The following is a 25,338-nucleotide window of genomic DNA, read 5'->3' as shown; positions in this document are numbered from 1 at the left end:
TTCCCGCATCGCTTGTCTGACGAGGCGTGAGCCACGCTACCGCATCGCTGTTGACAGTGACACCCCCTTGTCAACTGACCTTTGACGAGCGCCGCGTCCAGCACGGGAGACTGTCGATGCAGCCGAAAACCCAGGACCCGAAAGCCTTTCCGACGTGCCCGATTTCCTTCGGAAAGCCCCGACTTGATCGCACATCAAATTTCCACCACCGCCCCTTGTGTGCAGTCAGGGACGCATGATTGACTGCGCGTCAGCTTCATCGGAAAGCAGCCGAGCACGTCGATGCCGGTTCATTCGGCCTTCCCTGAATCCTCTTACGGATTCCTGAATTCCCTGATCCACGCACGCGTTCCGCGGTGCGCCCTTTGACGGCACCACCGTCTCCCCGATCCGCCTTCCCGTACCCGAAGTGGAACCATTCGTGGCCGATACGCAGTCTCCCGTGATCCGCACCGTCGTCCGACAGTCCCGTCGCGTCCTGGAGACCTACGGTATCGACCCCGGCCTGATCCCCGAACACGCCAACGGCGAACGCCGCATCACCCAGGGCGGGTACGGTGACCGACAGCTCTTCGAGCTCGTCCAGAACGCGGCCGACGAGCTGCGCGACGAACCCGGCGGACGGATCCACGTCGTCCTCACCGACGCCCGTCTGTACTGCGCCAACCAGGGCAACGCGGTCACACCCGAGGGCGCGGAGACCATCCTGCGGATGAGCATGTCCCGCAAGCGCGGGGGGCAGATCGGTCGGTTCGGCGTGGGGGTGAAGTCGGTCCTGGTGGTGACCGACGCACCCGAGTTCTTCAGTCGCGACGGCAGCTTCGGCTTCGACCGGGCCTGGTCGTACGAGCTGATCCGGAACGTCCCCGGCGTGCGCGAACGGCTCGGTGAGACCTTCGAGGCGCCCGTACTGCGCATGGCCCGCGAACTGGACATGGCGGCCGAGCGCCTTCGGGACCGGGTGCTGGACGAACTCCTGGAGTGGGCCACCACGGTGGTCCGGCTGCCCCTGCTGCCCGGTGCCGCCGACCGGTTGGGCAAGGACATGCACGGGCACCAGGGCGTGGCAGGCCACGACACCCGCGAGGAATTCCCCGCCGGTTTCCACCTGTTTTCCCCGCATGTGGGCCAGGTGGTCCTGGAGGACCGCCGGCCCCGCCCGATCGCCCGCCGGGCGTTGTACTCCGAGCGGGACGACAGCCTGCACACGATCCACGAGGAGCGCGTCGGCAGGCCGCCGGCCGACTCGCGGTGGCGTGTCTTCACCCGCACCCACACGCCCACCGACGCCGCCCGTCGCGACGCCGGCGAACTGCACGACCGACTGTCCGTCGACGTGGCGTGGGCGGTGCCCGCCTACCGCGAGGACGAGCGGACCGGCCTGCTGGCCGCCACCGACGCCCGCGGCCGCGGCAGGTTCTGGTCCTTCTTCCCGACCAAGTACGAGATGACCCTCAGCGGCATCCTGAACGGTGCCTGGAAGACCAACGAGGACCGTCAGAACCTGCTGGACTCCTCGCCGTTCAACATCGAGATGATCCAGGTCGCGGCCCGGCTCGTGGTCGAGTCGCTGCCCGAGCTCGCCCCGGCCGAGGATCCCGGCGCGTACCTCCCGCTGCTGCCCGGTCGCGCCAAGGGCGTGGAGACGATCAGTTGGGCCGACCGCCTGCTTACCGAGCAGATCTGGGCCGCCACCGCGGTGCGCCCGTCGCTGCCCGACCAGGACGGCATCCTGCGCACCCCCGGCGAGCTGAACATCCACCCGGATCTGGGGAAGGACGGCACCACCGTCAACCGTCTGCTGCGGACGTGGCACTCCTACGCCGGCCGTCCCCGTGACTGGGTGCACCCCGCCGTCGAGGCCACCGACCTGCGGGCGGGCAAGGTCCAGCACATCCTGGCCGCCGCCGGCCGGCAGCGAGCCTCGGTGGTCGAGTGGTTGGAAGCGCTGGTCTCCGACGGCTCGGCGGAGGCCTCTGCGGCCGCCATCCGGATCGTCGCGGACATGATCGCCGCGAAGGCCCCTTCCTCCGACGAGGCCCGCAAGGCCAGGATCGTGCTCACCGAGGAGCACGGTCTGGTCGCCCCACTGCGCAGCGTCGTGTACCGACGCACCGAGGAGGACGGTCTGCCGGAGTCGCTGGTCTACGTCGACCGCGCCCTGTCCGACGACCGGTCGCTCTCCTCAGCCCTCACCGCGCTCGGCATCCGGGAAGCAGACGTCCGGGGCCGTTTCGTGAGCGTCATCGACCAGGGCTTCGACGCGTACGGCCCCCAGGAGTGGACGCATTTCTGGGAGCTGTTCCACCGGGCGGGCGCTTCGGTGGTGGGCCACGAGGTGACCGAGCGGGTGCCCGAGCCGACCCGCACCCTGATGGTGCGGACCGAGGACGGCCGCTTCCGTCTCATGCGCGACTGCATGATGCCCGGGATGGTCGTCACCGCGGAGAGCGACCCCGAGATCGCGGTGGACATGCGTTTCCACTCCGACGACGCGGGATTCTTCCGCGACTTGGGTCTGCATGACCTTCCGACCGCTCGTCACAGGCCGGAGGAGGAGGCCTGGTTCCAGGAGTACCGCGAAGCCATGCACAAGGCGTACTGCCGCACTCTCGACGACCGGGCGAGCCGGCCGGCCCTGAACAGGACCCGGATCGACGGCTCACCTGTCGGTGGGCCGCTGCACCTGCTGCCACGGCTCTCGGAGGAAGCCCGCGCGGCTTTCCTCCGGGTGTTGCCCGAGGAGGCGGTGGTCCAGAGTTGGACGTTGCAGATCGGGGTGCAGGCCAACACACGCCAATCGGTGTCCTCCCCGATCCGTTGGATGCTCGCCCGTCACGGCCGGGTCGAGACCTCGCAGGGCCTCAAGCCCCTGAAGGAGGCCGTGGGGCCCCAGCTCGACGCTTACCGTGACGTGCTCCCGGTGGCTTCGCTCAGCGCGGAGAAGGCCCGGAAGCTGGGGCTCGCGGAGAGCGTCGAGAAGGTCCGCCCGCAGCAGTGGAGCCGGCTCCTGGAGAAGCTTCAGGAGAGCGAGGACGACGCGTTCGTCGGCTCCACCTACGCTCTGCTGACCCGGTTGGAGATCTCCTTCCCCGAGGACTCGCTGACTCGCTGCCGGATCGGCGACGGCTGGGACACCCGAGCGGACGGCGAGATCGCCGTAGCAGCGAACCCGGAGGAATACCGCTCCCTGCAGGCCGAGCGAGTTCCCGCGCTGCTGATGCCGGACCAGGAAGCCGCCGACCTCATGGTCGAACAGTGGGGCATGCTGCGGCACGACGACGTCGTCAGCCGGGAGACCCGGCACGAATCGACCGTGGAACCGGTCCCGCTGGTCGAGGAATTCCCCACGTTGCGGCAGAAGATGGGCAGCTCCGTGGCCACCTACTCCCTGCTGCGCTGCTCCACGCTGGAGGAGGTCGTCCGCACTCCGAACGGCGCTCGGGCCAGGTCCCTGGAGAGCGCCCGCCAGGGCAACGTGATCAAGGTCGTGGACTCGCTGGACCGGCTGGGCGCGCTCCGGGCCGTGGACCGCGAGTTGGGTCTGCGCATGGGAGAGGCCGGCTGCCGGGCGGCCCTGGAGGCCCAGACCCGCCAGGAGCAGGACGAGAAGGTCCGGTCGGCGCTGAAGGAGATCCGCGATGCCACCGACGTGACGGCCAAGCTGGAGCTGCTGATCGGCGCGCAGGCCCTGCGCGACCGGCTCCCCGCCGGGCTGCTGGACGCCGAGCGCCAGGATTCGGACGGGCAGGAGCCCACCGGCCGCCGGATCGCCCAGATGGCATTCAACGCGCACGGCGACACCGTGCTCAAGACCCACGTCCGTGACATCCAGGAGCGTTTCCCGAGCGCCCCGTCGTCCTATACCGGCGGTTCGGCGGCCGTCTCCTTCGTCGCCGAGCTCGGCCTGCCCGCCCCCTTCGCCGGGTACCGGGCCCCGACGCTCGAACAGAGCCTGACCGTCGAGGGCCCCCGGGACTTCCCCCACCTGCACGACTACCAGGAGCGGCTCGCCGTCAACATCTTCGAGATGTTGGACCGCTTCACTCCGCAGCGCGCGATGCTGTCCCTGCCCACCGGTGCCGGCAAGACGCGGGTGACGGCCGAGGCCGTCATCCGCTGGGTCAAGCAGACCGGTACACCCAAGGGCCCGATCCTGTGGATCGCCCAGACCGAGGAGCTGTGCGAACAGGCCGTACAGAGCTGGCAATTCGTCTGGAGCAAGGCCGGCGCGAAGGCGCGGCTGACGATCAACCGGCTGTGGACCTCGAACGAGGCGGCTCCGGTCACCGACGGGCCGCAGCTCGTCGTGGCCACCGATGCCAAGCTCCAGGCATGTCTGGGCACCGACCGGTACGCCTGGCTGCGGGAGGCGGCGCTGGTCGTGTGGGACGAAGCCCACCTGACGGACGGCACGCGTTACACCGAGATCCTGGGCCTGCTCGGACTGACCCAACACCGGACCGAACGACACCTTCTGGGCCTCACCGCCACCCCGTTCCGCAGCAGCGACGAGCAGACGCGCCGGCTGGTCAACAGGTTCGGAGCACGCCGCCTGGACGAGGGCGTCTTCCCTGCCGACGACGCCTACGGGCACCTCCAGGAGATCGGCGTGCTGGCGCGGGTCGAACACCGGGAACTGACCGGTGGCACCATCGAGTTGTCCCGCCAGGAGCGGGAGAACGCCGAACAGTTCAGTCTGCTGTCCAAGGCGGCCGAGCAGCGGCTGGCCGACGACCACGACCGCAGTCGTCGCATCGTCTCGGAGATCGCGGCGATGGACGAGAGCTGGCCGGTGCTGGTGTTCGCCACCTCCGTGGAGCACGCCAAGTACCTGGCGGCCCGACTGAAGGACCACGGCATCTCCGCGTCCTCGGTGGATTCCACCACCTCCGACAACGACCGCCGGGCTCGGGTCCGGGAGTTCCGCGACGGCCGGGTGCGGGTGCTCACCAACTACGGCGTCCTCACCCAGGGTTTCGATGCCCCGGCCACCCGCGCGGTGGTCGTCGCTCGGCCCGTCTACAGCCCGAACGTGTATCAGCAGATGATCGGACGCGGCCTGCGCGGCCCCCGCAACGGCGGCAAGGACACCTGCCTCATCCTCAACGTCCGGGACAACATCCGGAACTTCGACACCGCCCTGGCCTTCACCCGGTTCGAGCACCTGTGGAGCGCCTCGTGACCTTTTCCGCCGATGACGGCCCCGTCCTCACGGCCGAACAGCAGGCCGTCGTGGACCGGCCGTGGGACACCCGGCTGTTGGTCACCGCCGGGGCGGGGACGGGCAAAACCCACACCCTGGTGCGCCGCATGGACGCGCTCGTCGGCCACACCGACCCGGACGAGGCGCTGGAAGCCTCCGAGCTGCTGGTCCTCAGCTTCTCCCGGGCCGCGGTCCGCGAGCTGCGGGACCGGATCGCCCGGTACGGCGAGCACGCGCGGCGGGTGCGGGTGCAGACCTTCGACTCCTGGGCGCACTCCCTGCTGCTGCAGGCGTACCCGGACGGGCAGTGGTCGGCGCTCTCCTTCGAGGAGCGCATCCGTGCGGCCACCGAGGCGATCGAGAAGGGCGCGCTGGAGTCCCTGGAGTCCGGCCCGCCCACGCACGTGATCGTCGACGAGGTCCAGGACCTGGTGGGCGCACGCCGGGAGATGGTGGAGTCGCTCCTGGACCGGCTCCAGGACTCGTGCGGGTTCACCCTGGTCGGCGACCCGGCGCAGGCCGTCTACGACTTCCAGATCCGCGATCCGGAGGAGTACGCCGACCGCGCCGACCTCTTCCTCCGGTGGGTGCGGATCTCCTACGCCGACGACCTGGTGGAACTGCGCCTGACCCGGAACTTCCGGGCCGTCACCCCCGAGGCGCGCACCGCACTCGCGCTCGGCCCGGCAGTCCAGGGCATCGGCAGCGCGCCCGAGGGCGCGGACACGACCGCCGCCCGCCTCCACGAGGAGCTGCGCGCGCTGCTCCTCGACCTTCCCGACCTGGGTGCGCTCACCGACGCGTTCACCCTGGACACGCTGCGGTCCTTCCCCGGCACCTGCGCGATCCTGTGCCGGGACAACCGCCAGGCCCTGGTCGTCTCGGAGCTGTTGCACACCGAGGGGGTCCCGCACGCCCTGCGACGCTCGCTCCAGGACCGGCCCGTGCCGTACTGGGTGGCCGAGGTGTTGCGCCGGACCCGGGCCGCCACACTCGCCGAGGAGCGGCTGCGCGAGCTGCTCGCCTCGATCCCGCTGCCCGAGGGCACGGACCTCGACCGGGTGTGGCGATCCCTGCGACCTGCGGCGCGCGGCGCCGGTCGGGGCACGCTCGACGTCGCACGGCTGCGCAGGCTGGTGGCCGAGCGCCGGTTCCCCGACGAGCTGGCCGATCCGGAACCGGCCCGGCTCGTCGTGTCCACGGTGCACCGGTCCAAGGGACTGGAGTTCGACCGGGTGGTCCTGCTCACTCCGCCGACCACCACCGAACTGCGTCGTCGCACCGACGACCTCGACGTACCCGCCGAGGCCCGCGCCCTCTACGTGGCGATGACCCGGGCCAGGGAGGACCTGTACCGGATCCCCGCCCCCGACACGGTGACGGTGCTCCGGCACAATCCGACCGGCCGGTGGTACCGGGGCGTCCCGAACCCGCGCCACCGGTGGCGGCGCGACGGAGTCGAAGTACGGGCCGGCGACGTGGACACCCTGGAACCGGCCGACGCCCCGATCGACGCCCAGGCCGCTCAGGCGTACCTGCTGGAACGGGTGCGGCCGGGGGACGCAGTGACCTTCCGGCTGCGCGACACCCTCCCGATGGGCGCCGAGCAGAGCCCCCGGTACGCGCTGCTGCACGAGGGACGGGAGATCGGCGAGGCCTCCGAGACGTTCCGCAGCCAACTGCACGCCGTCCTGAAGGTCGGCGCGACCTGGGAGATCCACTGGCCCGAGGAGATCTCCGGTCTGCGGATCGACTGTCTGGAGTCGGTCGCGGGCAGCCCGGCCGCCGGGGCCAACGCCGGCCTGAGCGACCACGGAGTGTGGATCGCCCCACGCATCGGCGGAATCGGACGGTTCCGGCGCATCACCGGAATCGAGGAGGAACAGGAATGACCATCCACGCAGGGCGGCACGCCGCGCACTACGCGGTCCGTGAGGACCTGGTGGCCCGGCTCCGCAGGGAGCTGCTGGGCCCGGACGCCGAAGCTTCCGCGGAGGGCCGCGCCGAGGTCCTGGACCAGGACGCTCCCATCACCCGCTATCCCGTCGGCGTGCTCTACCCGCGTCCGGCGGATGCCGAAGCCGGCCTTCGTTTCCGGGAGGACGTCGCCGAGCAGGAGGGTCTCGACGAGGAGCCCCTGACCAGGGCTGACAGCCTCGACGAGGCCGGCCCGACCGCCGACCGCGCCGGCTCCGGCGACCGACGGCCGTCCGGTGTCGGCCTGACCTTCGCGGTCGACCTCGCCGTGTGCCAGGAGATCGTGGTCTCGGCCCGCGCCGCCGTGTACGAACCGCAGGACGCCGAGGGGCGCACCGTCTCGGCCCGGCGCAGCGAGGCCCGCACCACCTCCGACCAGCGGGAACGCTGGCGCCGGGTGGAGCTTGACCTGCCGGACACGACGGTCGACCTCAGGTACCCGGGGCGGGGAGCCTCGCGCGACCTGATCGATCGCACGGCCCGATTGGAGGTGCACGTACGCCGCCCGTCACCGGAAACCGGCACGGTCACCGTCACGGTCACCCTGGTGAACATCCAGAAGGTGGGAGAACGGGAGCTCCAGGATGCCTTCGCACTCTTCCAGAGCGGGCTGACGGTCCGTGCCGCCAACGGGTCGAGCGCCTTCGTGGAGCGCCCGACCTCCCTGTCCGCCGTGGACGCCGAGCTGGAGAGCAGCCGGCTGCTGCACCGGCACGCCCCCACCTTCGCGGCCGGACACGGCTGCGCGGCGGTGTGGGACTGGACCCCGCCCCCGATCGGCCTCACCGACGTGGTGCGGGCGGGCGTGGCCGAGGTACGCACCGAGTTCGTGCCCACGCACGAGGTGCTGCTCACCGATTCCAACCCGACGATCGACGCAAGTGCCCTCACCATGCTCGGCCTCGCCGAGGCCGACGACTCCGCGGTGATCGCCGCCCTGGAGGGGCTGGCCCAGGGCTACGAGCGGTGGATCGAACGGAAGCGGGACGAGGCCGACGCGCTCCTCGGCACCTCGTACGAGGCGGCCGCAGCCGACCGGGTCCGCGCGTGCGGCGAGGCCCTGGAGCGGATCCGGGAAGGCATCACACTGTTGCGCGACAAGCCCGATCTGATGCGCGCGTTCCGTCTGGCCAACCGGGCTATGGCGAGCCAGCGGGCGCGCAGTGCCTGGGTCAAGGGCGGTCGGATCGGCGAGCCGGACCCGACCTCGGCGCGCTGGCGTCCCTTCCAGATCGCCTTCGTGCTGCTGTGCCTGGCCGGGGTGGACGACCCGAAGCATGCCGACCGTGGCGTCTCCGACCTGCTGTGGTTCCCCACCGGTGGCGGCAAGACCGAGGCGTACCTGGGCCTGATCGCGCTGACCATCTTCCTGCGCCGGATGCGGCTCGGAGCGGCGGGCGGTGGAGTGACCGTCCTGATGCGCTACACGCTGCGCCTCCTGACCCTCCAGCAGTTCGAGCGTGCCGCGATCCTGATCTGCGCCATGGAACGGCTGCGTCTGGAGAACCCCGGGGAACTGGGCCACGAGGAGATCTCCATCGGCATGTGGGTGGGACGTTCCGCCACCCCGAACACCCTGGACGTCGCCTCCCGGCAGCTCGCCGCGGCCCGCTCCGGCCGGGTGCTCCAGAAGGAGAACCCCGTCCAGCTGCACGCCTGCCCGTGGTGCGGGACCGCCCTCGACGCCCACCACTACGCGGTGGACGAGGAGGCCGACCGGATGGACGTGCGCTGCCCCGGCACGGACTGTGCGTTCTCCGACGGGCTGCCTGTGCACCTGGTCGACCAGGCCGTGTACGCGGCCCGGCCCACCGTGGTGATTGCGACCGTCGACAAGTTCGCCTCGATGCCGTGGCGCGAGCGGACCGCCGCTTTGTTCAACCGGGACCGTGAGGACTCCACCCCTCCTCCGGAGTTGATCGTCCAGGACGAGCTGCACCTGATCTCCGGACCGCTTGGCACCCTGACCGGCCTGTACGAGACGGCCGTCGACGTGCTCGCCGACCGCCCCAAGGTGATCGCCTCCACCGCGACCATCCGCCGGGCCGCCGACCAGGGCAAGGCCCTGTTCTCCCGGGAGGTACGACAGTTCCCGCCCGCCGGTCTGGACGCCCGCGATTCCTGGTTCGCCGTGGAGACCCCGGCGAGCGAGAAGGCGTCCCGCCGCTACGTCGGCCTGCTCGCCCCGGGCACCAGCCAGTCCACCCTGCTGGTCCGCACCTACGCCACACTGCTCCATCAGGCACTGCGCGGCGACGCGGGCCCGGAGGTCCGCGACGCGTACTGGACGCTGGTGGGCTACTTCAACAGTCTTCGACTGCTGTCCGCCGCCGAACTCCAGGTCCACGACGACGTCGTCGCCCACTTGGAACACCTGGCCGAACGCGACGGCTGCGATCCGCGCTCCGTCGGCAATCAGTCCGAGCTGACGAGCCGGGTCGACGCCAGTGACATCCCGGCCCGCCTGAAGCAGATCGAGCGCAGGCTGACGGACGGTGACGCGGCCGACGTGACGGACGTGCTCCTGGCCACGAACATGATCGCCGTCGGTGTGGACGTGGACCGGCTCGGCCTGATGGCCGTCATGGGCCAGCCGCAGACCACCGCCGAGTACATCCAGGCCACCAGCCGGGTGGGCCGTGCCCACCCGGGCCTGGTCGCGGTGATGCTCAACGCGGTCCGCCCCCGGGACCGTTCGCACTACGAGAACTTCCAGCACTTCCACTCCGCGCTGTACCGCGAGGTCGAGTCCACCTCGGTGACCCCGTTCTCGGCCCGGGCCCGTGCCCGCGGTCTGCACGCCGTGATCGTCGCCCTGGCCCGCATCATGATCCCTGCGGCCCGCAGGGACGAGGACGCGGGAAGGATCGGCCACTTCCGGGACGAGCTGCGGACGGTGATCCGCCCGCTGATCCTCTCCCGGGTCGAGAGCGTGTCCCCGGAGGAGACCGCCGCCAAGGAGGTCGCCCACGTCGCCGCCGCCTTCGACGAGTTCGTCGACTGGTGGCACGACGAGGCCGAAGCGCACGGCGGCCTGTACTACGAACCTAGGCGCGGGCGTTCCGTCCCCTCGCTGCTCAAGCCCTACAACGACGCCCTGGAGGACGTCGAGGCGTGGGAGACCCTGTGGTCCCTCCGCGACGTCGACGCCGAGTCCGCCCTGTTCATGGAGGCATCCCGATGACCCCGCCCCCGTCCCGTCGCCGGCGCGGCACCACCGGGTCCGCCGCACCGACCCGCAACCTGCCCCGCCGCGGTGCGGTCCGTCGGGCCCAGGCCATCACCACCTACGGCGTGGGGTCGCTGGTCGCCGTGGACCAGGAGTCCTTCATCGTGGCGGGCATCGATTCCGCGGCGGAGCAGTGGCCCCTCGACGAGGCTCCCGTGATCCGCGAGCCCCGCCTCGCCCGGGTGCTGGGGGTGCGGCACTTCCGTCTGCCGCCCGCCTCTGGCGACGACAGTCGGGACGGTATCCGGGTGCGCCGCTTCCCGCTCTGGCACCACTGCCCCGGGTGCCACGCGCTGGACCACGTGGCGAAGTTCAATTCTCCGCCCGGCCGCAACGAGTGCGGCGAGTGCCGCGAGTCCCTGGTGCCGTCCCGCTTCGTGGTCGCCTGCGAGGACGGGCACATCTCCGACTTCCCCTATCGGGACTGGTTGCACCGGCGGCGGCGCGGCGAGGGCGTGTCCTTCTCCTGCGACGGCCGGATGAGTCTCCGCTCGTCGGGCCACACTTCCTCGCTCCGTTCGGTGGTCCTGTCCTGCTCCTGTGGAGTGCCCGAGGTGTCCATGGAGGGTTCCTTCCGGGCCGGTGCCCTCCGGGAGCTGAACATCGGCTGCCGGGGCGAGCGTCCCTGGCTGAAGGACGCCCCCAGGCTCTCTTGCTCTCTGACGCCCCGTACCCTCCAGCGCGGTTCCTCCGCCGTCTGGCAGCCGGTGCTGCGCTCGGCCCTGTCCATCCCGCCCTGGAGCGACACCCGGGTGCACGCCCTGGACCGGCACTGGGACAAGCTCCGTGGTTGCACCGGCCTCGCGGAGGTGGAGATCCACCTGAAGTACATCTTCGACGGGGCTCCCTCCCCGGTGAGCCCGCAGCAGGTGTTGGACCTGATCGCCGCGATGGACGCCGAGGATCCGTCCGGGGAGGACTCTCCCGACCGCGACCAGGAACAGCGCTACCGGGCCCTGCGCGACCTGGAGTACCGGCGCCTGTGCGCGGGCAACCCGGAGGACTCCGGTCGGCACACCGAGGAGTTCGTCTGTGAACCGCCGATCGGCGACGAGAAGCCCCTGACCGGGCTGGGTCTGGTCACCCCGATGCTGGTGAAGAAGCTCCGTGAGGTCCGTGCCCTCACGTCCTTCACCCGGGTCGTCGATCCCGAGACCTCCTCCGAGAGCCACGAGGCGGCGTTGTCACTCGCTCCCACCGACTGGCTGCCGGCGATGGAGGTCCACGGCGAGGGCGTGTTCCTCCGGTTCGACGAGGAACTCGTGGACGCCTGGGCCGAACTGCCCGCCGTCGCCGCCCGCGCGGCGCGCATCCGCGAGCGCCACCAGCGGGTCCTCGCCGATCGGGCTTCCGACCCGACCCGGATCCCGCTCTCCCCCGCCACCCCGCGCATGGCCCTGCTGCACACCTTCGCGCACGTGATGATCAACGAGTGGAGCCTGGACTCCGGCTACCCGGCCGCATCGCTGCGCGAACGGATCTACGCGGGCGACGACATGGCCGGGGTGTTGATCTACACCGCCACCAGCGACTCGGCCGGCAGCCTCGGCGGCCTGGTCGCCCAGGGCGAGATCGACCGCCTCGATCGGGCCGTGCGCTCGGCCGTCCACCGCGCCGAGTGGTGCTCCGCCGACCCGCTCTGCATCGAAAGTGAGGTCTCCGGGGCGGGCGGCACCAACCTGGCCGCCTGTCACGCCTGCGTGATGCTCCCGGAGACCAGCTGCGAGCACAACAACGGACTGCTCGACCGGGCCCTGATCGTCGGCACCCCGGAGGATCCCTCGATCGGTTTCCTCTCCCACCTGCTCGCCCCCTGAGCGGCGGCCTGTGCCGCCGGGGCGGAACGACACACCCGGTGCCGTCCCGCCCCGGCGTCACACGCTGCGCACCGCCGCCCAGATCACCGCCGGACCGGCGGTGCGGGAGCCGGACGGCCCAGGGCGGCGCGGATCGCGAATCCCAGGACCCGACCCACCGGAGGCGGCGTCGCGTGGCCCACCTGGCGGTAACGGGAGGTCTTGGTCCCGGCGAAGGACCAATCGTCCGGGAAGCCCTGCAGCCGTGCCGCCTGTTCCACGGTCAGCTTCACCATCTCGGTACCGTCCGGTGACGCGTCCCACGGGTCCTCCGGCCCGGGAACCACATCGGCGACGGTGGCGCCGTTGACCCGCATCCGGGCCCAGGAGCGCTTCGACCCGGTCATCCCCAGATCCGGCCCGCCGCGGTTCCAGGAGCCCCCGACCAGGGTCGGGGCGACGCGATCGGCCTGGGCGGCCCACGCCGCGGCGTGCGGCCAGCCTCGGGCGGCCATCGAAGGACCCAACACCTCGCCCACCGTCAACGGCGGCCCGGTATCGGGCAGCGGTGGGACGAAGTCGTGGATGACGTCCCCCTTGAACGCCACCAGGATCCCCTGCTTGCGGTCCTGGGGCACACCGTGCTCCATCGCATTGACGACGAACCAACGGTGCTGGTACCCGAGGTGCTCCAGCTCGGTCTCGATCTCCGTGCGGATGGGCTCGTAAGCGGGTCTGTCGGCCAATTCGGAGAGGTTCTCGACGAGCAGGGCACGTGGTTGCACACCGTGCAGGAGCATGACGGTCGCTTCGAGCAGCCGGAGTTCCTCGGCGCTGTTCTCGCGCACCCGTGCGGCACTCGCCTTCACACGAGGGAGACCGGCGGCGAGGAGATCCACGTCGTAGACCTCCCGGTGCTCCTCGGGAACGAAGTCGAGAAGGTCGGTTTCGAGGACGTTCCAGTCCGGGCGGTTCAGCCGCAACGTCTCGCAGGCCACGGGCCTGTTGTCCAGGAGCAGCACCGGATCGAAACCGGCCTGTTCGAGGCCGAGCGCGAGGCCGCCCGCCCCGGCGCACACGGCGAGGCAGCTCAGGCGTTCGTGGCGGGACTCTTCCATGATCACCATTTGGGCTTGTCGGAAAACTCGGCGAGGGCCGAGGCCTTGAGCCATCGATGATCGCATCCCCACCCGCCCGAGTCGATGGTCAGGATACGCACGGCAGCGCACCACCCCGTCACGGCAGGTCCGGGGTGAGGGGCCGACCGGCCACGCCCACCCCGAACCGCACCGGGTCGCCGGGTTTCAGGTGACGGTGAAGAAGCCCGGGAAGTCCCCGTCCGGTGTGCCGACCAGGTGGGCACGGTCGAGGAAGGTGTTGTTCAGCTCGCAACTGGTCTCGGGCAGGAGGACGCAACTGTGGCAGGCCGCGAGGTTGAGGCCGTCGGTCCCTCCCGCTTCCGCCTCCATGCACAGGGGATCGGCAGAGCACCACGACGCCCGTTCGAGGGCCTGGGCGAGGGAACTCGCGAGTCGCGCCCGTTCGCCCTGGGCGACGATGCCGCCCAGACTGCCCGCGGAGTCGCTGGTGGCCGTGTAGAGGAGGACTCCGGCCATCCTGTCGTTCACGTAGAGGCGTTCCCTCAGCGATGCCGCAGGGTAGCCGCAGTCCAGACTCCACTCGTTGATCAGGACGTGCGCGAGCGTGTGCAGGAGGACGAAGCGCGAGGTCAGCGGTGAACGGGGGCTCTCCCAGCCCTGGTCGCGCAGCAGATCCTCGTGGGCAGCCCGCATCCCGGCGACGCGGTCGGGCACCGCACGGACCGCGTCCTCCCACGCAGTCAGGGACTCCCGGTCCAGGGCCAGGAAGACGCCCTCGCCGACGACGTCGATCGCCGGCAACCAGCCGATCTCCCGATCGGTGCTCAGGCGTGCCACCCGGTCACGGTCCGCCTTCGACCCCTGCGACGGCCGGATCCGGGTGAAGCCGGCCAGCGCGCGCACCTCGCGGAGTCGTTTGACCAGCATCACCCGGTCGACTCCTGGGATGTCCGGGGAGTCTCCCACGGGCGGCTCGCAGACGAAGTGCTTGTTCTCGGGAGAGTCCTCGGTGACCTTGCGAAGTTGCTCGTACTCCTCCTGTCGCAGCACGTCACCCGCCACGAAGCGGAACTCCTCGTCCCCGTTCTCGTCGGGCTCGACGGCTCGAACGTTCTCCAGGGCGCGCACGGTCCGGAGCACCTGGTCGAGGCTGTAACGCCCCGGTGCCAACCAGCCCTCGTCCTCGGCGAACTCCTCGACCCGGAGGTCGCTCTTCCCGATCAGGTGTCGACGGTCCGCATCGACGAGTTCCATGAGTTCGGTGTGCCACGGCGGGATCGACAGCGCCGACTTGAGGTCGGCGAACCAGGCCGCGGAGGAACCACGCTGAAGCGTCCGCAGCAGACGGGCGCAGCCGCTCTCCGCGGCATCGCGTCCGAGCCAGGGACGTCGGCCCCGGCAGCCGATACCGAGGGTGAGCAAGGCCGTCCTGCCGAAGGCCCCCTCCATGGAAGCCTCCCGACGGCAGCTGCACTTGATGACGATGCCGCGAAGGCTCGCCGTCCGCCCGTCGGCCTCGATCGTCAGCTCGGCCCCGTCCCGGGTGCAGGAACCGCCGGTACCGCGGCGCCCCTTCGGGTCCCGGTGGACCCAGTCCCAGTAGGGGAACTCGTCGAGGTGTCCGTCCTCGCAGGCGACCATGAAGCGGGAGGGGACCAACGGTCCGGCACACCGGGCACATCTGTTGTCGTCCCGACCTCCGGTCAGTCGACGGAAACCGTCGAGCGTCAGGCACTCCGGGCAGGAGTACGTCACCGGGAAGCGTCGGACCCGCACACCCCGCCCCGTGGGAACACGTGTGGCGGGCGGGCGGTGGAAACCCCTGACACCGAGCAGCGGTTCGAGCCGCTGGTCCCGGAGACTCGGCTCGGCGGGAACGTCCCAGCTGTCGAGGCCGCTGACGATGTACGACTGGTCGGCGACGGCGATGAGTCCGCCCACGCCGTACGTGGTGATCAGTTGTGCCCGGCGGACGGAGCCGACGGCCGGACGCTTGCGCGCGTCGACGGGCGCGGCCGAATCGGTGGACGTTCTGCGGGGCATGTCAGCTCTCCAGGTAGAGGTGGGACTCGACGTCGACGTCACGCAGGCTCCACAGGGTGGAGCGGCCCTCGGTGAGGTCGCGATCCGTATGGGTGCGCAGCAGCGCGAAGTCGGCCCTGCGCCTGGGGGCGGCCTTGAACTCGTACGGCGCCTCGTACACCAAGTCCCCGTTCGTTACCGCGAGTCGGTGCCACTTCCGGACGAAGGCGCGGATCTCCTCGTCCGCGTGATCGGCCTCCTCGGGTGAGATCCGTCGGATGCGTTCGACCAACTGCTCGCGCACCGAGTCGAGCCGGGCTCGGAACTCGGCAGGCCGGTTGGCTGCCGAGTTCTTCCGGGTCTCGGGGTGGAGGAGGCGCAGCAGCCCGACGAACGCGGCGTGCAGGGCCTTGTCGCGGGCGCGGGGCGAGAAGGGTGTCACGCTGGTGGATTCGACCTGCCGGTAGAGGGCGCTGTGGTAGCTGACGAAACCCTCGTAGTGGGAGAGGTCGCGGGACCGGGCCGCGTTGAAGAGGGTGACGACGAGGCCGGGGTGGGCGCGGCCGACCCGGCTGGTGGCCTGGATGTATTCGGCCGTGGTCTGGGGCTGGCCGGTGACGGCCATCAGGCCGAGGCGGTCGAAGTCGACGCCCACGGAAATGATGTTGGTCGCGAGTGCGACGTCCAGAACCCCCGGGGTTCCGGCCTGCAGACCGAGGGCGGCCATCAGGTCCGGCAGGGCACTGGACGGGACGCGGCTGGTGATCTCGGTGGGGAGGACCTGTCGCGGTTCCACTGCGTCCCGCACCGCCAGGGTCCGCAGCCGCTCGTTGACGTCGGCGTGGACCTGCAGTTCGGCTGCCCCCAGCAGACGGAGGCTGTTGAAGTAGCCGAGCAGCGTCCAATAGGTGTCACGCACCTCGTCGTCGGCGCATTCGAGGTGCTTGGCGTTGTGGAGCAGCGTGGCATAGGCACGGATGAGCAGCGTCGCCTGTGAGAGGCCCGGCGCGAGAAGTCCGACGTAGAGGCGGGACGGCTTCCGATCCGCGGGGGCCTCGACCGCGAACCACGAGTCGCGGGCGTCCAGACCCGACGGCGGGAACTGCTCCACGGCGCGGTCGAAGAGCGCTCGACCCTGGTCCTGCGCGCGGCGGATCGTCGCTGTGGAGGCGATGACCTTCGGTCGGGCGCAGGCGATGTCGACGGCCGCCTCGTAGAGGCCGGCGAGCGTGCCGAGCGGTCCGGAGATCAGATGGAGCTCGTCCTGGATGACCAACTCCGGTGGCGGCGTGCGCCCGGCGAGCCTCGCCTCGTCGCGGTTGAACAGGGCAGCCGTGTCCTCGCGCCAGGCGACGCGGGCGAACTTGTCGGCGGTCGCGATGACCAGCGTGGGTCGGATCCGGTAGATCTCGGTGTCGACGACGTGCACCGGGAGACCATCGGCGAAGTCGCATCCGTCGTCGTCGCAGCCGATGACCATCCGCCTGCGGGATGCGTCGGCCTCGTGGTTGCGGACCATCAACGGGGTTCCGCACCAGGGGCAGTGTTTGAGCTGGACGGGGTTCTCTTCCTGCAGCGTCTCCCCCCTTCGAAGCCGTGCCAGCGACCCCTCGGCGTCCTTGAGCGTGTTCGGGGTGGCCGCCTTCCCCACCCACATGCCGATCGAGATCGGTTCGCTGCCCAGACGCTGTGGGTGTCGTGCCCGCACGCGCTCCATCGCACAGATCAACAGGGCCGCACGCTCGAACTGTTGGAGGGTGAGGAGCCGCAGGGTGTAGCGCATGAGCACGGTCACCCCACCTCCTTCGGAACCGAGACGCAGCCTGCGGTGGAAGGTGGTGAAGGCGATGAGACCGAGGTAGGCCTCGGTCTTCCCGCCACCGGTCGGGAACCAGAGGAGGTCGGCGATGTCGCGCTCGGGGTGGTCGGCGTCCACGATGCCGTTCAGGCACAGCAGGACGAACCCGAGCTGGAACGGGCGCCACTCGCCCTCGGGGGCGGGCGTGCCGGCACGCCCTCGTCGTATCCAGAGTCCTCTGCCGCGCTGCAGGGCCATGACGTGGTTGGCCAGCCGGAACGCCTCCAGGGCCTGCGCGTCGCGCTCCAGCAGGTCGATCCCGGCGCTCATCCGTGCCTGCGCCGTCCGGCAGCGCTCGACCTGCTCCGCCGCCAGCCTCATGGACCGGTCGTCACCGTGGACTCCTCCGCGGAGCAGCTCCGCGTCTCGGACCCGCGCCGCGATCCACTGCTCGTATCCGGCGACGAACTCCCTCAGGGTGTGGAGGAGTTCCGGGGTCGATGCCTCGGCGAGGCGTTGCATGCCGAATCCGGTGACCGGGATGTCGGGGTTCGAGTCGGCGAGGAGGACCTCGCTGACCGGCACGTGCTCGGTCCACACGGCGGCGACGCCCTCCGGCACCTCAAGCCGGTCCGGGCTACCGACGGGCGTGGGCGTCCAGGACCAATCGGCCGCGCAGCCGTGGCCGACCGCGAACGTCGGCGCGTGGCGGTACAACAGACGCGTGAGTCCGCTCTCGTCGTCGAGGTCGCGGACCGACGGCCTTTCCACGAGCGCCGGGATCCCGTCGGGGACGGAGACGTGGAGCCCGACCTGGAAGAAGCACTTGGGGTCCTTGAGGTCCTGCGCCGCCACGCTGTGCCCGTTGACGAGCGTCGCCGTCACGGCGACGGCCCCCCGCGGGCCGGCCGGCCGTACCTGCAGGCGGAGCTTCAGCCCCTCGGCGAGCCGGAGGCCCTCCTTCGTGTCCGGCGGGGCCAGCACGTCGAGGGGGACCGGACGGAGCTCCAGGCATCTGCGGCGCCACTGCAGGTCCGGCTGCTCGGTGCTGCGCTGTTCGACGCGCTCGGGCACGACGGGGTCGCCGGCCGTGTTGAACGGCTCGTACACCGCCGCGCGGGCCTGGATGACGATGTGCCGGCTGCGGGCCGGGTCGACGGCGAAGGTGATGCCGGTCGCCGAGGGCCGGGCGGACCTGGCCAGGGCGACGCCCGGGTCGGGGCTCTCGTCGACGGCGGTCGTCGTGTCGGCTTCGTCGTGGTCGAGGGCGAGTCGATCCAAGTCCTCGGGCTCCTCGGCGGACCGGCGGAGCGTCCGGGGGAAGAGGACACCGGTCGCGTACGTGCCGGCCGGCCAGTCGTCGAGGAGCTCGTCGGCCCCGCCCTGGGGGCCCAGGAGGTCGGACTTGAGCCTCTCGGCGAGCCCGGCCCGGAAGTCGTAGTGCCGGGAGTGGTCGTCCGTCATGCGTCCTTGTCCTCGCGGTCGTAGGCGAATCGGCCGATCCCCGTCGGCCGGGGGGCCAGCCAGAGTCCCCGGGGTCCGAGACCGGCCCGGGAGGCGGCGGCGTGCTCTCCGGCGACTGTCTCCACGACGTCGACGCGCAGGCCGCTGATGGTGCGGGGCCAACCGGACGGCCGGCTCGTGTACCGCTGTTGCATGAAGCCGTAGAGGCCCCGCCGGAACGTCTCGGAGGCGACCCCGATCGCCCGACCTTCGTGCAGGAGCGCGTACCCGGGCGCCGTACGGTCGTCGTGGTCGACAGGTGTGTCGTCCAGTCGGCTCCACACGATCTCGTCTCCGGGCCCGACCCGACCGGCCAGATAGTCCTGTGTCTCCTGCGGGTCGCAGTCGATCTGTTCCAGTCCGGCGGGGTGGGCCCGGTGGACGTCACCCTCAAGGGCGGACAGGCCCGACCGTTGGTACGCCTTGTAGCCGTAGCGGCCCCAGCGCTCGCTGCCCTTGACCTTTCGGACGAGGGCGAACCCGCCGGGCCGGGTGAGGTACTCCTCCGGTGGTGTCAGTCGGTAGAGCTCCTCGCGGGCACGGGTCATCGCGACGTACAGCGCCCGTGCGGCATCGCAACGCTCGGCGGCGACCGTCTCGGGGCGGTCGTCCGGCTGTCCCGGATCGACGATCAGCACCCGGTCGAATTCGAGACCCTTGGCACGGTGGAAGGTCGAGACGACGAGGGCACCAGGGGCCTGTGCACCGAGCTCGTCGGGCAGGTCGCCGAAGGCCACCGCCCGGTGGAGCCGGCTCAGGTCGACGCCACGACGCCCCCGGTCCCCCGCCACGCGCAGCAGTTGCCGCCACGCCCGTTCGCCGTCCTCGGGCGCGGCGGGGCCGTGCACGGCCGCCCAGGCCCGGAGGAAGTCGCCCTGCGTCGCCGTACGCGCTCCTCCCAGGGCTCGGGCGACGAGCGCGATCCAGCTCGGGGCAGCCAGCTCACGGGCCCCGCGGCGGACGACGTGGTGGACACCGAGATCGGCGAGCCACCGTGAGACGAGCAGTGCCTGGCCGTTCGTCGCGCACAGCACCGCGGTTTCGAGGTCCGGCGATTCGAGCGCCCTGCGCACGTACGCCACCTGCGGATCGCCGAAATCCATGCGGGCCGCGAGTTCCAGACGCAGTTCCTCGTACGCGTCCCGGCCCTGCGCCGAGGTGGCGGCGGACCGTACCGCGGCCTCATGGGGGCGGGCGCAGCGGGCTTCGTCGGTGACGGCACGGAAGTCGTCGTCCAGGGTGAACTCCGTCAGCTCGCCCTCGAAACGGGTACGGAGCCAGGAGAAGAAGCGCGCCGTCTCGGCGGCCCGCTCCTGCGGATCCGGCACCTGGAACCCGTAGATGGCCTGGGCAGGATCGCCGACGACCGTGAACCCGCACTCGTAGGCGTCCAGGAAGGTCTGCACGAGCTGCCGTCGCACGCCGACCAGGTCCTGCACCTCGTCGATCACCACGTGGAGGACGTCCTCCAGCGATTCGGGCGCGGTGCTCTCGTCCTCGACCAGTCCGGTGGCCGCCGTGATCCTCTCGTCGAAGGTCCGTCCGGTCCACGCTTCGTCGCCCGTTCCCTCCCGCAGGAGTTGCAGCGCCCACGCGTCGAAGGTGGCGACCCGCACGTGGGCGGCGCCACCACCCGCGGCATGCAGCCGCCCCCGCAACTCGGCGAACGCGGCTCGGGAGAAGGTGAGGACGAGCAGGGCTCCGCTGTCCAGCCGCTCGGCGAGGAGATGCTCGATCCGTCGCACCAGCGTGAACGTCTTGCCGGTGCCCGCGCCGGCGGTGACGAGCGTCTTCCGGTCGACCGGCTGCTCGATCACCTGTTGCTGGACCACGGTGGGCCCCGCGATCGACGCCGTCATGCCTTGTGCCACAGGTGCTCCATGCGCGTGTACGCCAGTCCGCGGCCGAAGTTCTCGATGTTGTCGGCAACGTTGAGGATCAGGCAGGAGTCCTTGCCACCGTTGAGCTCGCCTCGCAGGCCGCGACCGATCATCTGGATGTAGGTGTTGGGGCTGAACGTCGGACGAGCGACCACCACGGCACGCACCGCGGGTGCGTCGAAGCCCTGCGTCAGCACCTTGAAGTTGGTGAGGACCCGGATGCGCCCGTCCCGGAAGGCCGCGATGCGCCTGCGGCGGGTGCTCGGGGGTGTCTGGCCGTCGATGGACGCGGCCGTGATGCCACGGTCCTGGAGCAACGCGGCCAGCACCTGCGCGTGTTCGACCGAGGTGGCGAAGACCAGGACCGGCCAGTCCACCGGAAGCCGCCCGATCCGGTCGACGATGCGACGCGTGCGCTCCACGTCCTGCGCCAGGCGTCGGACGACCTCCGCCGGCAGCGCCATCGCGTGGGTGCGCTCCATCTCGCGCACCTGGGACTCGTCCAGTACGCAGGAGGCGCCGAGCAGTTCCTCGTGCTCGACCTTGGCCAGCACGCGAATCGACTGCAGGTGAGTGTAGGCATCGTCGTCCTCGAAGACGCCTTGGTCGAGGCGCTTGTGCCCGAAGCGGGAGGCCAGGGTCTTGGTCTCCTCCTCGTTGTCACCGCGGAAGGCGGTGGCGGTCAGGCCCACGAGGTGCCGCGAGGTCCGACGCTGATCGATGCCCAGGGCGTCGAAGATCCGGGTGTACGTGCGGGGTACGGCGAAGTGGGCCTCGTCGACGACGACCAGCGAGCAGTCCCGTAGCCAGGCGTAGTTCTCCTGCGGCAGCCTCGTCACGGCCGTGTCGTCGATCGCCACCACGACCTGCGGCCCGTCGGCGACCGGGACGGCCGCCGGGAGACCGCCCCACATGCGGGTGATCCGCAGCGGCTGCGAGGATCCTTCGGTCTGCCAGACGTAGGCCCACGTCTCGATCGCCTGCTCGGCCAGCTCCTGGCTCTGGGCGATCCACAGCACCGGCCCCTTCAACAGGCCGTCGCGGATCGCCCGGACACCGGCCTCGGCGGCGATCCGGGTCTTGCCCGAGCCGGTCGGGACCTGGAGCATGGCGCGCTTCTCCTCGTGCTGGGCGAGATGCGCGTACATCCGTTCCACCAGGGCCGCTTGGTAGTCGTGCAGGGCGAGCGGCCGACGGGGGCCGGGAACCGTCTCGTACGGCGCGGGCGAGGCGGGCGTCTCCGGGTCGCCGGCCCAGGCCTCGGGGAAACCGTAGGAGCTGACGAACCGCTGCGCGGTCGCACCGCCGGTCCAGGAGTGCGGCACCTGGAAGCCGGCTTCGGTCAACGCCGAGGAGAGGACTCGCAGGACGTCCTCGCCGTGCGCCTCGATGAGCAGCTGTGCGGCGCGGAGACCGTCCATGGGGACGCCTCCGATCTCCGCATCCGCGAGGGCGAGCCCCGGGGGGAGCTCGTCGAGGAGCCGCCTTTCCCCGAGGGCCAGAAGCAACTTTCTGGCTTGGTCATCCTCCTGACGCACTCGCAGGAACCGCTCGCCTTCCCGGTCCTTGGCCTGCTGGCGCAGCAGGTCCCGGCAGCCCTCCGCACCGAGGCGCAACCCCACCAGGCGGTCGACGGCCTGCAGGGTCGCCTCCTCGTCCTGCTCCTCCGCCAGCAGCACGGTGTAGCCGTCGAGCGCCTCGGACAGCGGCTCCTCGCGCCGTCCCTCGGGCCGCCCTCGTACGATCTTGATCAGGTCCGAGCAGTGCGCCAGCTTCCAGGCGGTCCCGCGGGGGAGCACCTGACGAAGGCGCGGGAACAGGTCGGTGAGCGGGACCGGGGTCTCCGACAGCACCGCGTGGATCTCCTCGACCAACAGGTCGGAGGGGAGCCGGAAGCGATGGCGATCGATCAGGAACGCCGCGTCCTCGTCGGTGGGGACGAGGAGTGCGGGGACCCTCTCACGCACCAGCACGTCGTACTGTCCACGGTCTGCGGTGACCGCGATGTCGCTGCTCGTGGCCGTCTCGTCCCCGGCCCCGCACCGGAATGCGTGGGTGACGCTGTCCACGATGCCCGCGGGCGCGGACCGCAACAGGAAGGTGTAGGCCGCCCCGACGAAGAGGGCGTCGGTCGCGGCATCGATCCGCTCGACGAGTTCGTTCCAGAGCGCCGGGGGCACGTCCGTGAGCCGCGCGGGGAGACCGAGGGCGCGGGCGTACCGGACCGGGAGGTCGGCCTTGGGCAGGAAGGCGCCGTCGACGTCCAGTTCCGGGCTGACGCAGTCGCCCGGGCGGCGGTGGGACAACGTCGTCGCCAACCAGCCCTCCTGGCGGAGCATCCAGATCAACGGGGAGTCGACGCTCAGCCGTCGACCAGTACCGTTGGTGCGGGCGCAGGACCAGTCCGCCGTGTTGCCCTCCGGCGGCAGCTCCCGGGCGAACGCCGCCTTCCCCTCGCGTGACAGGTCCCGCAGCAGGTCGATGGGGCCGGGCGGGTACGTCCCCATGAGGCTGACCGACCCCGAACGGGGACGGGTGCTGTCCGCGGGCAGGGACGCACAGTACTGGTGGTACATGACCTTGCTGTACTCGCCGTAGCACTCCGCCGCGTGGGGCGCCGTGTTCGCCATGGGGCGGTCGACTGCACCCAGCGCGCGCAACAGCTCGACGTCGCCGGTGTGGAAGACGGGGTCGACCAGCAGGGTCCGGTCGCGCTGCCCGTCCGCGGGGACGACCGGGCCGGCCAGCAGGGTCTGGTGGACGGGCCGGAACACCCCGGAAGCGGTGCGGACCTTCAGCAACCTGAGCGGGTCCGGCAGGATCTCCCGGAGGATCTCGGCCGCACTGCCGGCATCCACGGTGCGGACCAGCTGCCAGAACTCCTCCCAGTCGCCGTTGCGGTAGCGGGTGAAGCCCGTGATCGCGGCAGCCCTGAGGCGCCCTGCCGCGTTCGCCTCCTGGATGCCCAGGTGCCCGAGCGCTTCGAGCAGATCGGGGTCTTCGGCGATCGACGGGTGCAGGTAGACGGTGCTCTCGTACGGCAGGCGCGTGCCGCCGTGCCGGCGGTAGACCGTCCCGTCGGCCGCGGACCGGAAGTCCCCTCGTTCGGTGAGGAGGATCTCCGCCGCGCGGGCGTCGGTGGCCTGCGCCGCGTTGCCGCCCTCGGTGACGGCGGCCGCGATCGCCAGGGCGCGCTTCGCCCCGTCGACGGATCGGTCCTCCACCAGGGCCTCCAACCACTCGCGCAGCGAGGCCACTGCACCGCCGGCCTCGACGAGGATGTCCCTGGCGCGAGAGCGCCGCTCACGGTTCTCGACACTGTGGTGGCACCAGTTCCGGGGACGTCCGGGGTGGTCGGCCCACATTCGCAACCACTCCGGGTCGAGACCCTCCGGATGGAGCTTGAGTTCGCGCGGGAGCCGAAGCATGCCCTCCTGGTCCGGCAGGGACGGGAGGCGAGCCGCGGTCGCCAGCACACGATCGCTCAGCAGGGCATCGCCCCACTGGGACGCCTCACGGCCTCGCGCGGTCAGGAGGCTGAGGTACGAACCGGGGTCCGTCGGCTCGATCAATTCCGGAATCGAAGTGACGACGAGTTCGGCGGCTTTCCGGACCAGTTCCTCGTTGAATATGCTCTTGGTGAGATTCTGACGGTCCTCCGGTGTACGCCACGGCGCGTTCAGGATTCCTGTGAGAGTCGTGTCGTAGTGCGTCGGAAAGTACGCCCAGAAATTACCGCGCTTCAGGCGCAGTGGGTGCCCCTTGGCGGGAACGGCCCAGGAAATGGTGACGACCGGCCGGTCGTGGAGTTCGCCGGCGGCCGCAGCAGCCTCCTCGCTCGGCCGGTGGTCCCAACTGAAGACTGACCACCGCTCACCGGGACGCGGATCGTCATTGCAACGCTCGACGAGGCGATGTTCACCCCGATCGACCGCCTGGGTCAGTTCCCTTCGCAGTTCGTGCCCAGGACGCGAATCCTCCAGCACCAATCGGTCGAGGTGCGCCGAGAAGAGCATGAAATGCGCGGGAAAATTCACGATGTCCCGCCCGAGGCGCTCGTGTGCGCCCTCGTTCAGGGGCAGCATCACGACGGTCGACGCCCACTGCATGAGCCCGTCGAGATACCTGTCCGAACTCCGGTCCGCCTCCAGGTCGAGTGGCTGCGCCATCCGGAGAACCGGAGTCGGGTCGAAATCGGTGAGTTCCGGAACGGTATCGCGGATCTTTTGCGCCGACCATTGCTTGTCGAAGCCGAAGGATCCCGTGGAGCTGTAGAAACGCGGCGTGTCCGACACGCTCAGGACGGACTTGACGCCGACACCGAAGCGCCCGATCTTGCCGGTGCGCTTCCTCGACACGGCCATGCGCAGGATTGTGTCGGCGCCGTCCGGCGTCATGGGCGTACCGGTGTTCGCACAGTAGAGGTGCGTCTCCGTCAGCAGCACATGGATCTTCGTGTCGGCGCCGGTCTCCCACTCCAGATTCTCGTCGGCGCCGTTCTGGACCAACTCGTACAGTTGGCGCTCTCCGTAGCCGCCCTGCGTGATGCGGCGTTCGTTGTTCGCGTGCTCCCGAACGTGACCGGGATCGACCCGGTAGACGTCGAGCACCCGACGCGAGAGGTCTTCCACGACGGCGACGACGTCGTTTTCGTGTGGCCGCGAGACAGGCATGGACAGGACACCCCTCCGATTGACATTGCTGCGACAAATATCGACACGGAGACGACGGCCCGGACCGCGATCGCCGGGGCGATTCCCCGACCGTCGAACATCCGCACGGACACATCCGCGCAGCAAACCCCCCGACCCGTGGTCGACTCGCCGG

Annotated in this window: 9 protein-coding genes; 4 read left to right on the top strand and 5 right to left on the bottom strand. The window is 70.6% G+C overall.

The genetic code is table 11. The features are described 5' to 3' along the window. The first annotated feature begins 421 nt into the window (after positions 1-421). The 4 genes from BX285_RS26770 to drmB (BX285_RS26755) are packed head-to-tail and all read left to right on the top strand — an operon-like array spanning position 422 to position 12,229. A complete protein-coding gene (locus tag BX285_RS26770) occupies positions 422-5,185 on the top strand; it encodes a DEAD/DEAH box helicase (RefSeq protein ID WP_121178461.1) in 4,764 nt (1,587 codons plus the stop codon). Beyond that, complete coding sequence (locus tag BX285_RS26765; RefSeq protein WP_183107235.1) at positions 5,182-7,098, top strand: UvrD-helicase domain-containing protein; 1,917 nt, start codon at positions 5,182-5,184, stop codon at positions 7,096-7,098. The genes BX285_RS26770 and BX285_RS26765 overlap by 4 nt, the downstream gene beginning before the upstream one ends. Beyond that, on the top strand, positions 7,095-10,367 hold the full coding sequence (locus tag BX285_RS26760; protein ID WP_121178459.1) for a helicase-related protein: 3,273 nt from the start codon (positions 7,095-7,097) through the stop codon (positions 10,365-10,367). Before BX285_RS26765 ends, BX285_RS26760 begins: the two co-directional genes overlap by 4 nt. Next, positions 10,364-12,229, top strand: a complete 1,866-nt coding sequence (gene drmB, locus BX285_RS26755; RefSeq protein ID WP_121178458.1) for a DUF1998 domain-containing protein — start codon at positions 10,364-10,366, stop codon at positions 12,227-12,229. Before BX285_RS26760 ends, drmB (BX285_RS26755) begins: the two co-directional genes overlap by 4 nt. An 83-nt stretch (positions 12,230-12,312) precedes the next feature. Here the strand turns inward: drmB (BX285_RS26755) and BX285_RS26750 are convergent, their stop codons facing one another. The 5 genes from BX285_RS26750 to BX285_RS26730 all read right to left on the bottom strand — a co-directional run bounded on the left by BX285_RS26750 (position 12,313) and on the right by BX285_RS26730 (position 25,184). Continuing rightward, positions 12,313-13,326 (bottom strand): DNA cytosine methyltransferase, encoded by a 1,014-nt coding sequence (locus tag BX285_RS26750; RefSeq protein WP_259470802.1) that lies wholly within the window; start codon positions 13,324-13,326, stop codon positions 12,313-12,315. A 186-nt stretch (positions 13,327-13,512) separates the two neighbouring features. Further along, complete coding sequence (gene drmB / locus BX285_RS26745; protein ID WP_121178456.1) at positions 13,513-15,351, bottom strand: DUF1998 domain-containing protein; 1,839 nt, start codon at positions 15,349-15,351, stop codon at positions 13,513-13,515. Position 15,352: 1 nt separating this feature from the next. Continuing rightward, positions 15,353-18,592 carry a helicase-related protein gene (locus BX285_RS26740; RefSeq protein WP_121178455.1) on the bottom strand — a complete coding sequence of 1,080 codons (3,240 nt, stop codon included), beginning with the start codon at positions 18,590-18,592 and terminating at the stop codon, positions 15,353-15,355. Then, on the bottom strand, positions 18,589-20,502 hold the full coding sequence (locus BX285_RS26735; RefSeq protein WP_147465238.1) for a UvrD-helicase domain-containing protein: 1,914 nt from the start codon (positions 20,500-20,502) through the stop codon (positions 18,589-18,591). Before BX285_RS26735 ends, BX285_RS26740 begins: the two co-directional genes overlap by 4 nt. Next, positions 20,487-25,184, bottom strand: coding sequence for a helicase-related protein (locus tag BX285_RS26730; protein ID WP_147465237.1), 4,698 nt, complete (start codon positions 25,182-25,184; stop codon positions 20,487-20,489). Before BX285_RS26730 ends, BX285_RS26735 begins: the two co-directional genes overlap by 16 nt. Positions 25,185-25,338: the final 154 nt, after the last annotated feature.

The sequence above is a fragment of the Streptomyces sp. 1114.5 genome (assembly GCF_003635085.1).
GTDB lineage: Bacteria > Actinomycetota > Actinomycetes > Streptomycetales > Streptomycetaceae > Kitasatospora.
This window is presented reverse-complemented; position numbering and strand designations above follow the sequence as displayed.

Excerpts from the sequence above, each read along its gene's own strand:
- BX285_RS26750 (WP_259470802.1), bottom strand. The coding sequence starts at position 13,326 with ATGGAAGAGTCCCGCCACGAACGCCTGAGCTGCCTCGCCGTGTGCGCC.
- BX285_RS26760 (WP_121178459.1), top strand. The coding sequence starts at position 7,095 with ATGACCATCCACGCAGGGCGGCACGCCGCGCACTACGCGGTCCGTGAG.
- drmB (WP_121178456.1), bottom strand. The coding sequence starts at position 15,351 with ATGCCCCGCAGAACGTCCACCGATTCGGCCGCGCCCGTCGACGCGCGC.
- drmB (WP_121178458.1), top strand. The coding sequence starts at position 10,364 with ATGACCCCGCCCCCGTCCCGTCGCCGGCGCGGCACCACCGGGTCCGCC.
- BX285_RS26740 (WP_121178455.1), bottom strand. The coding sequence starts at position 18,592 with ATGACGGACGACCACTCCCGGCACTACGACTTCCGGGCCGGGCTCGCC.
- BX285_RS26730 (WP_147465237.1), bottom strand. The coding sequence starts at position 25,184 with ATGCCTGTCTCGCGGCCACACGAAAACGACGTCGTCGCCGTCGTGGAA.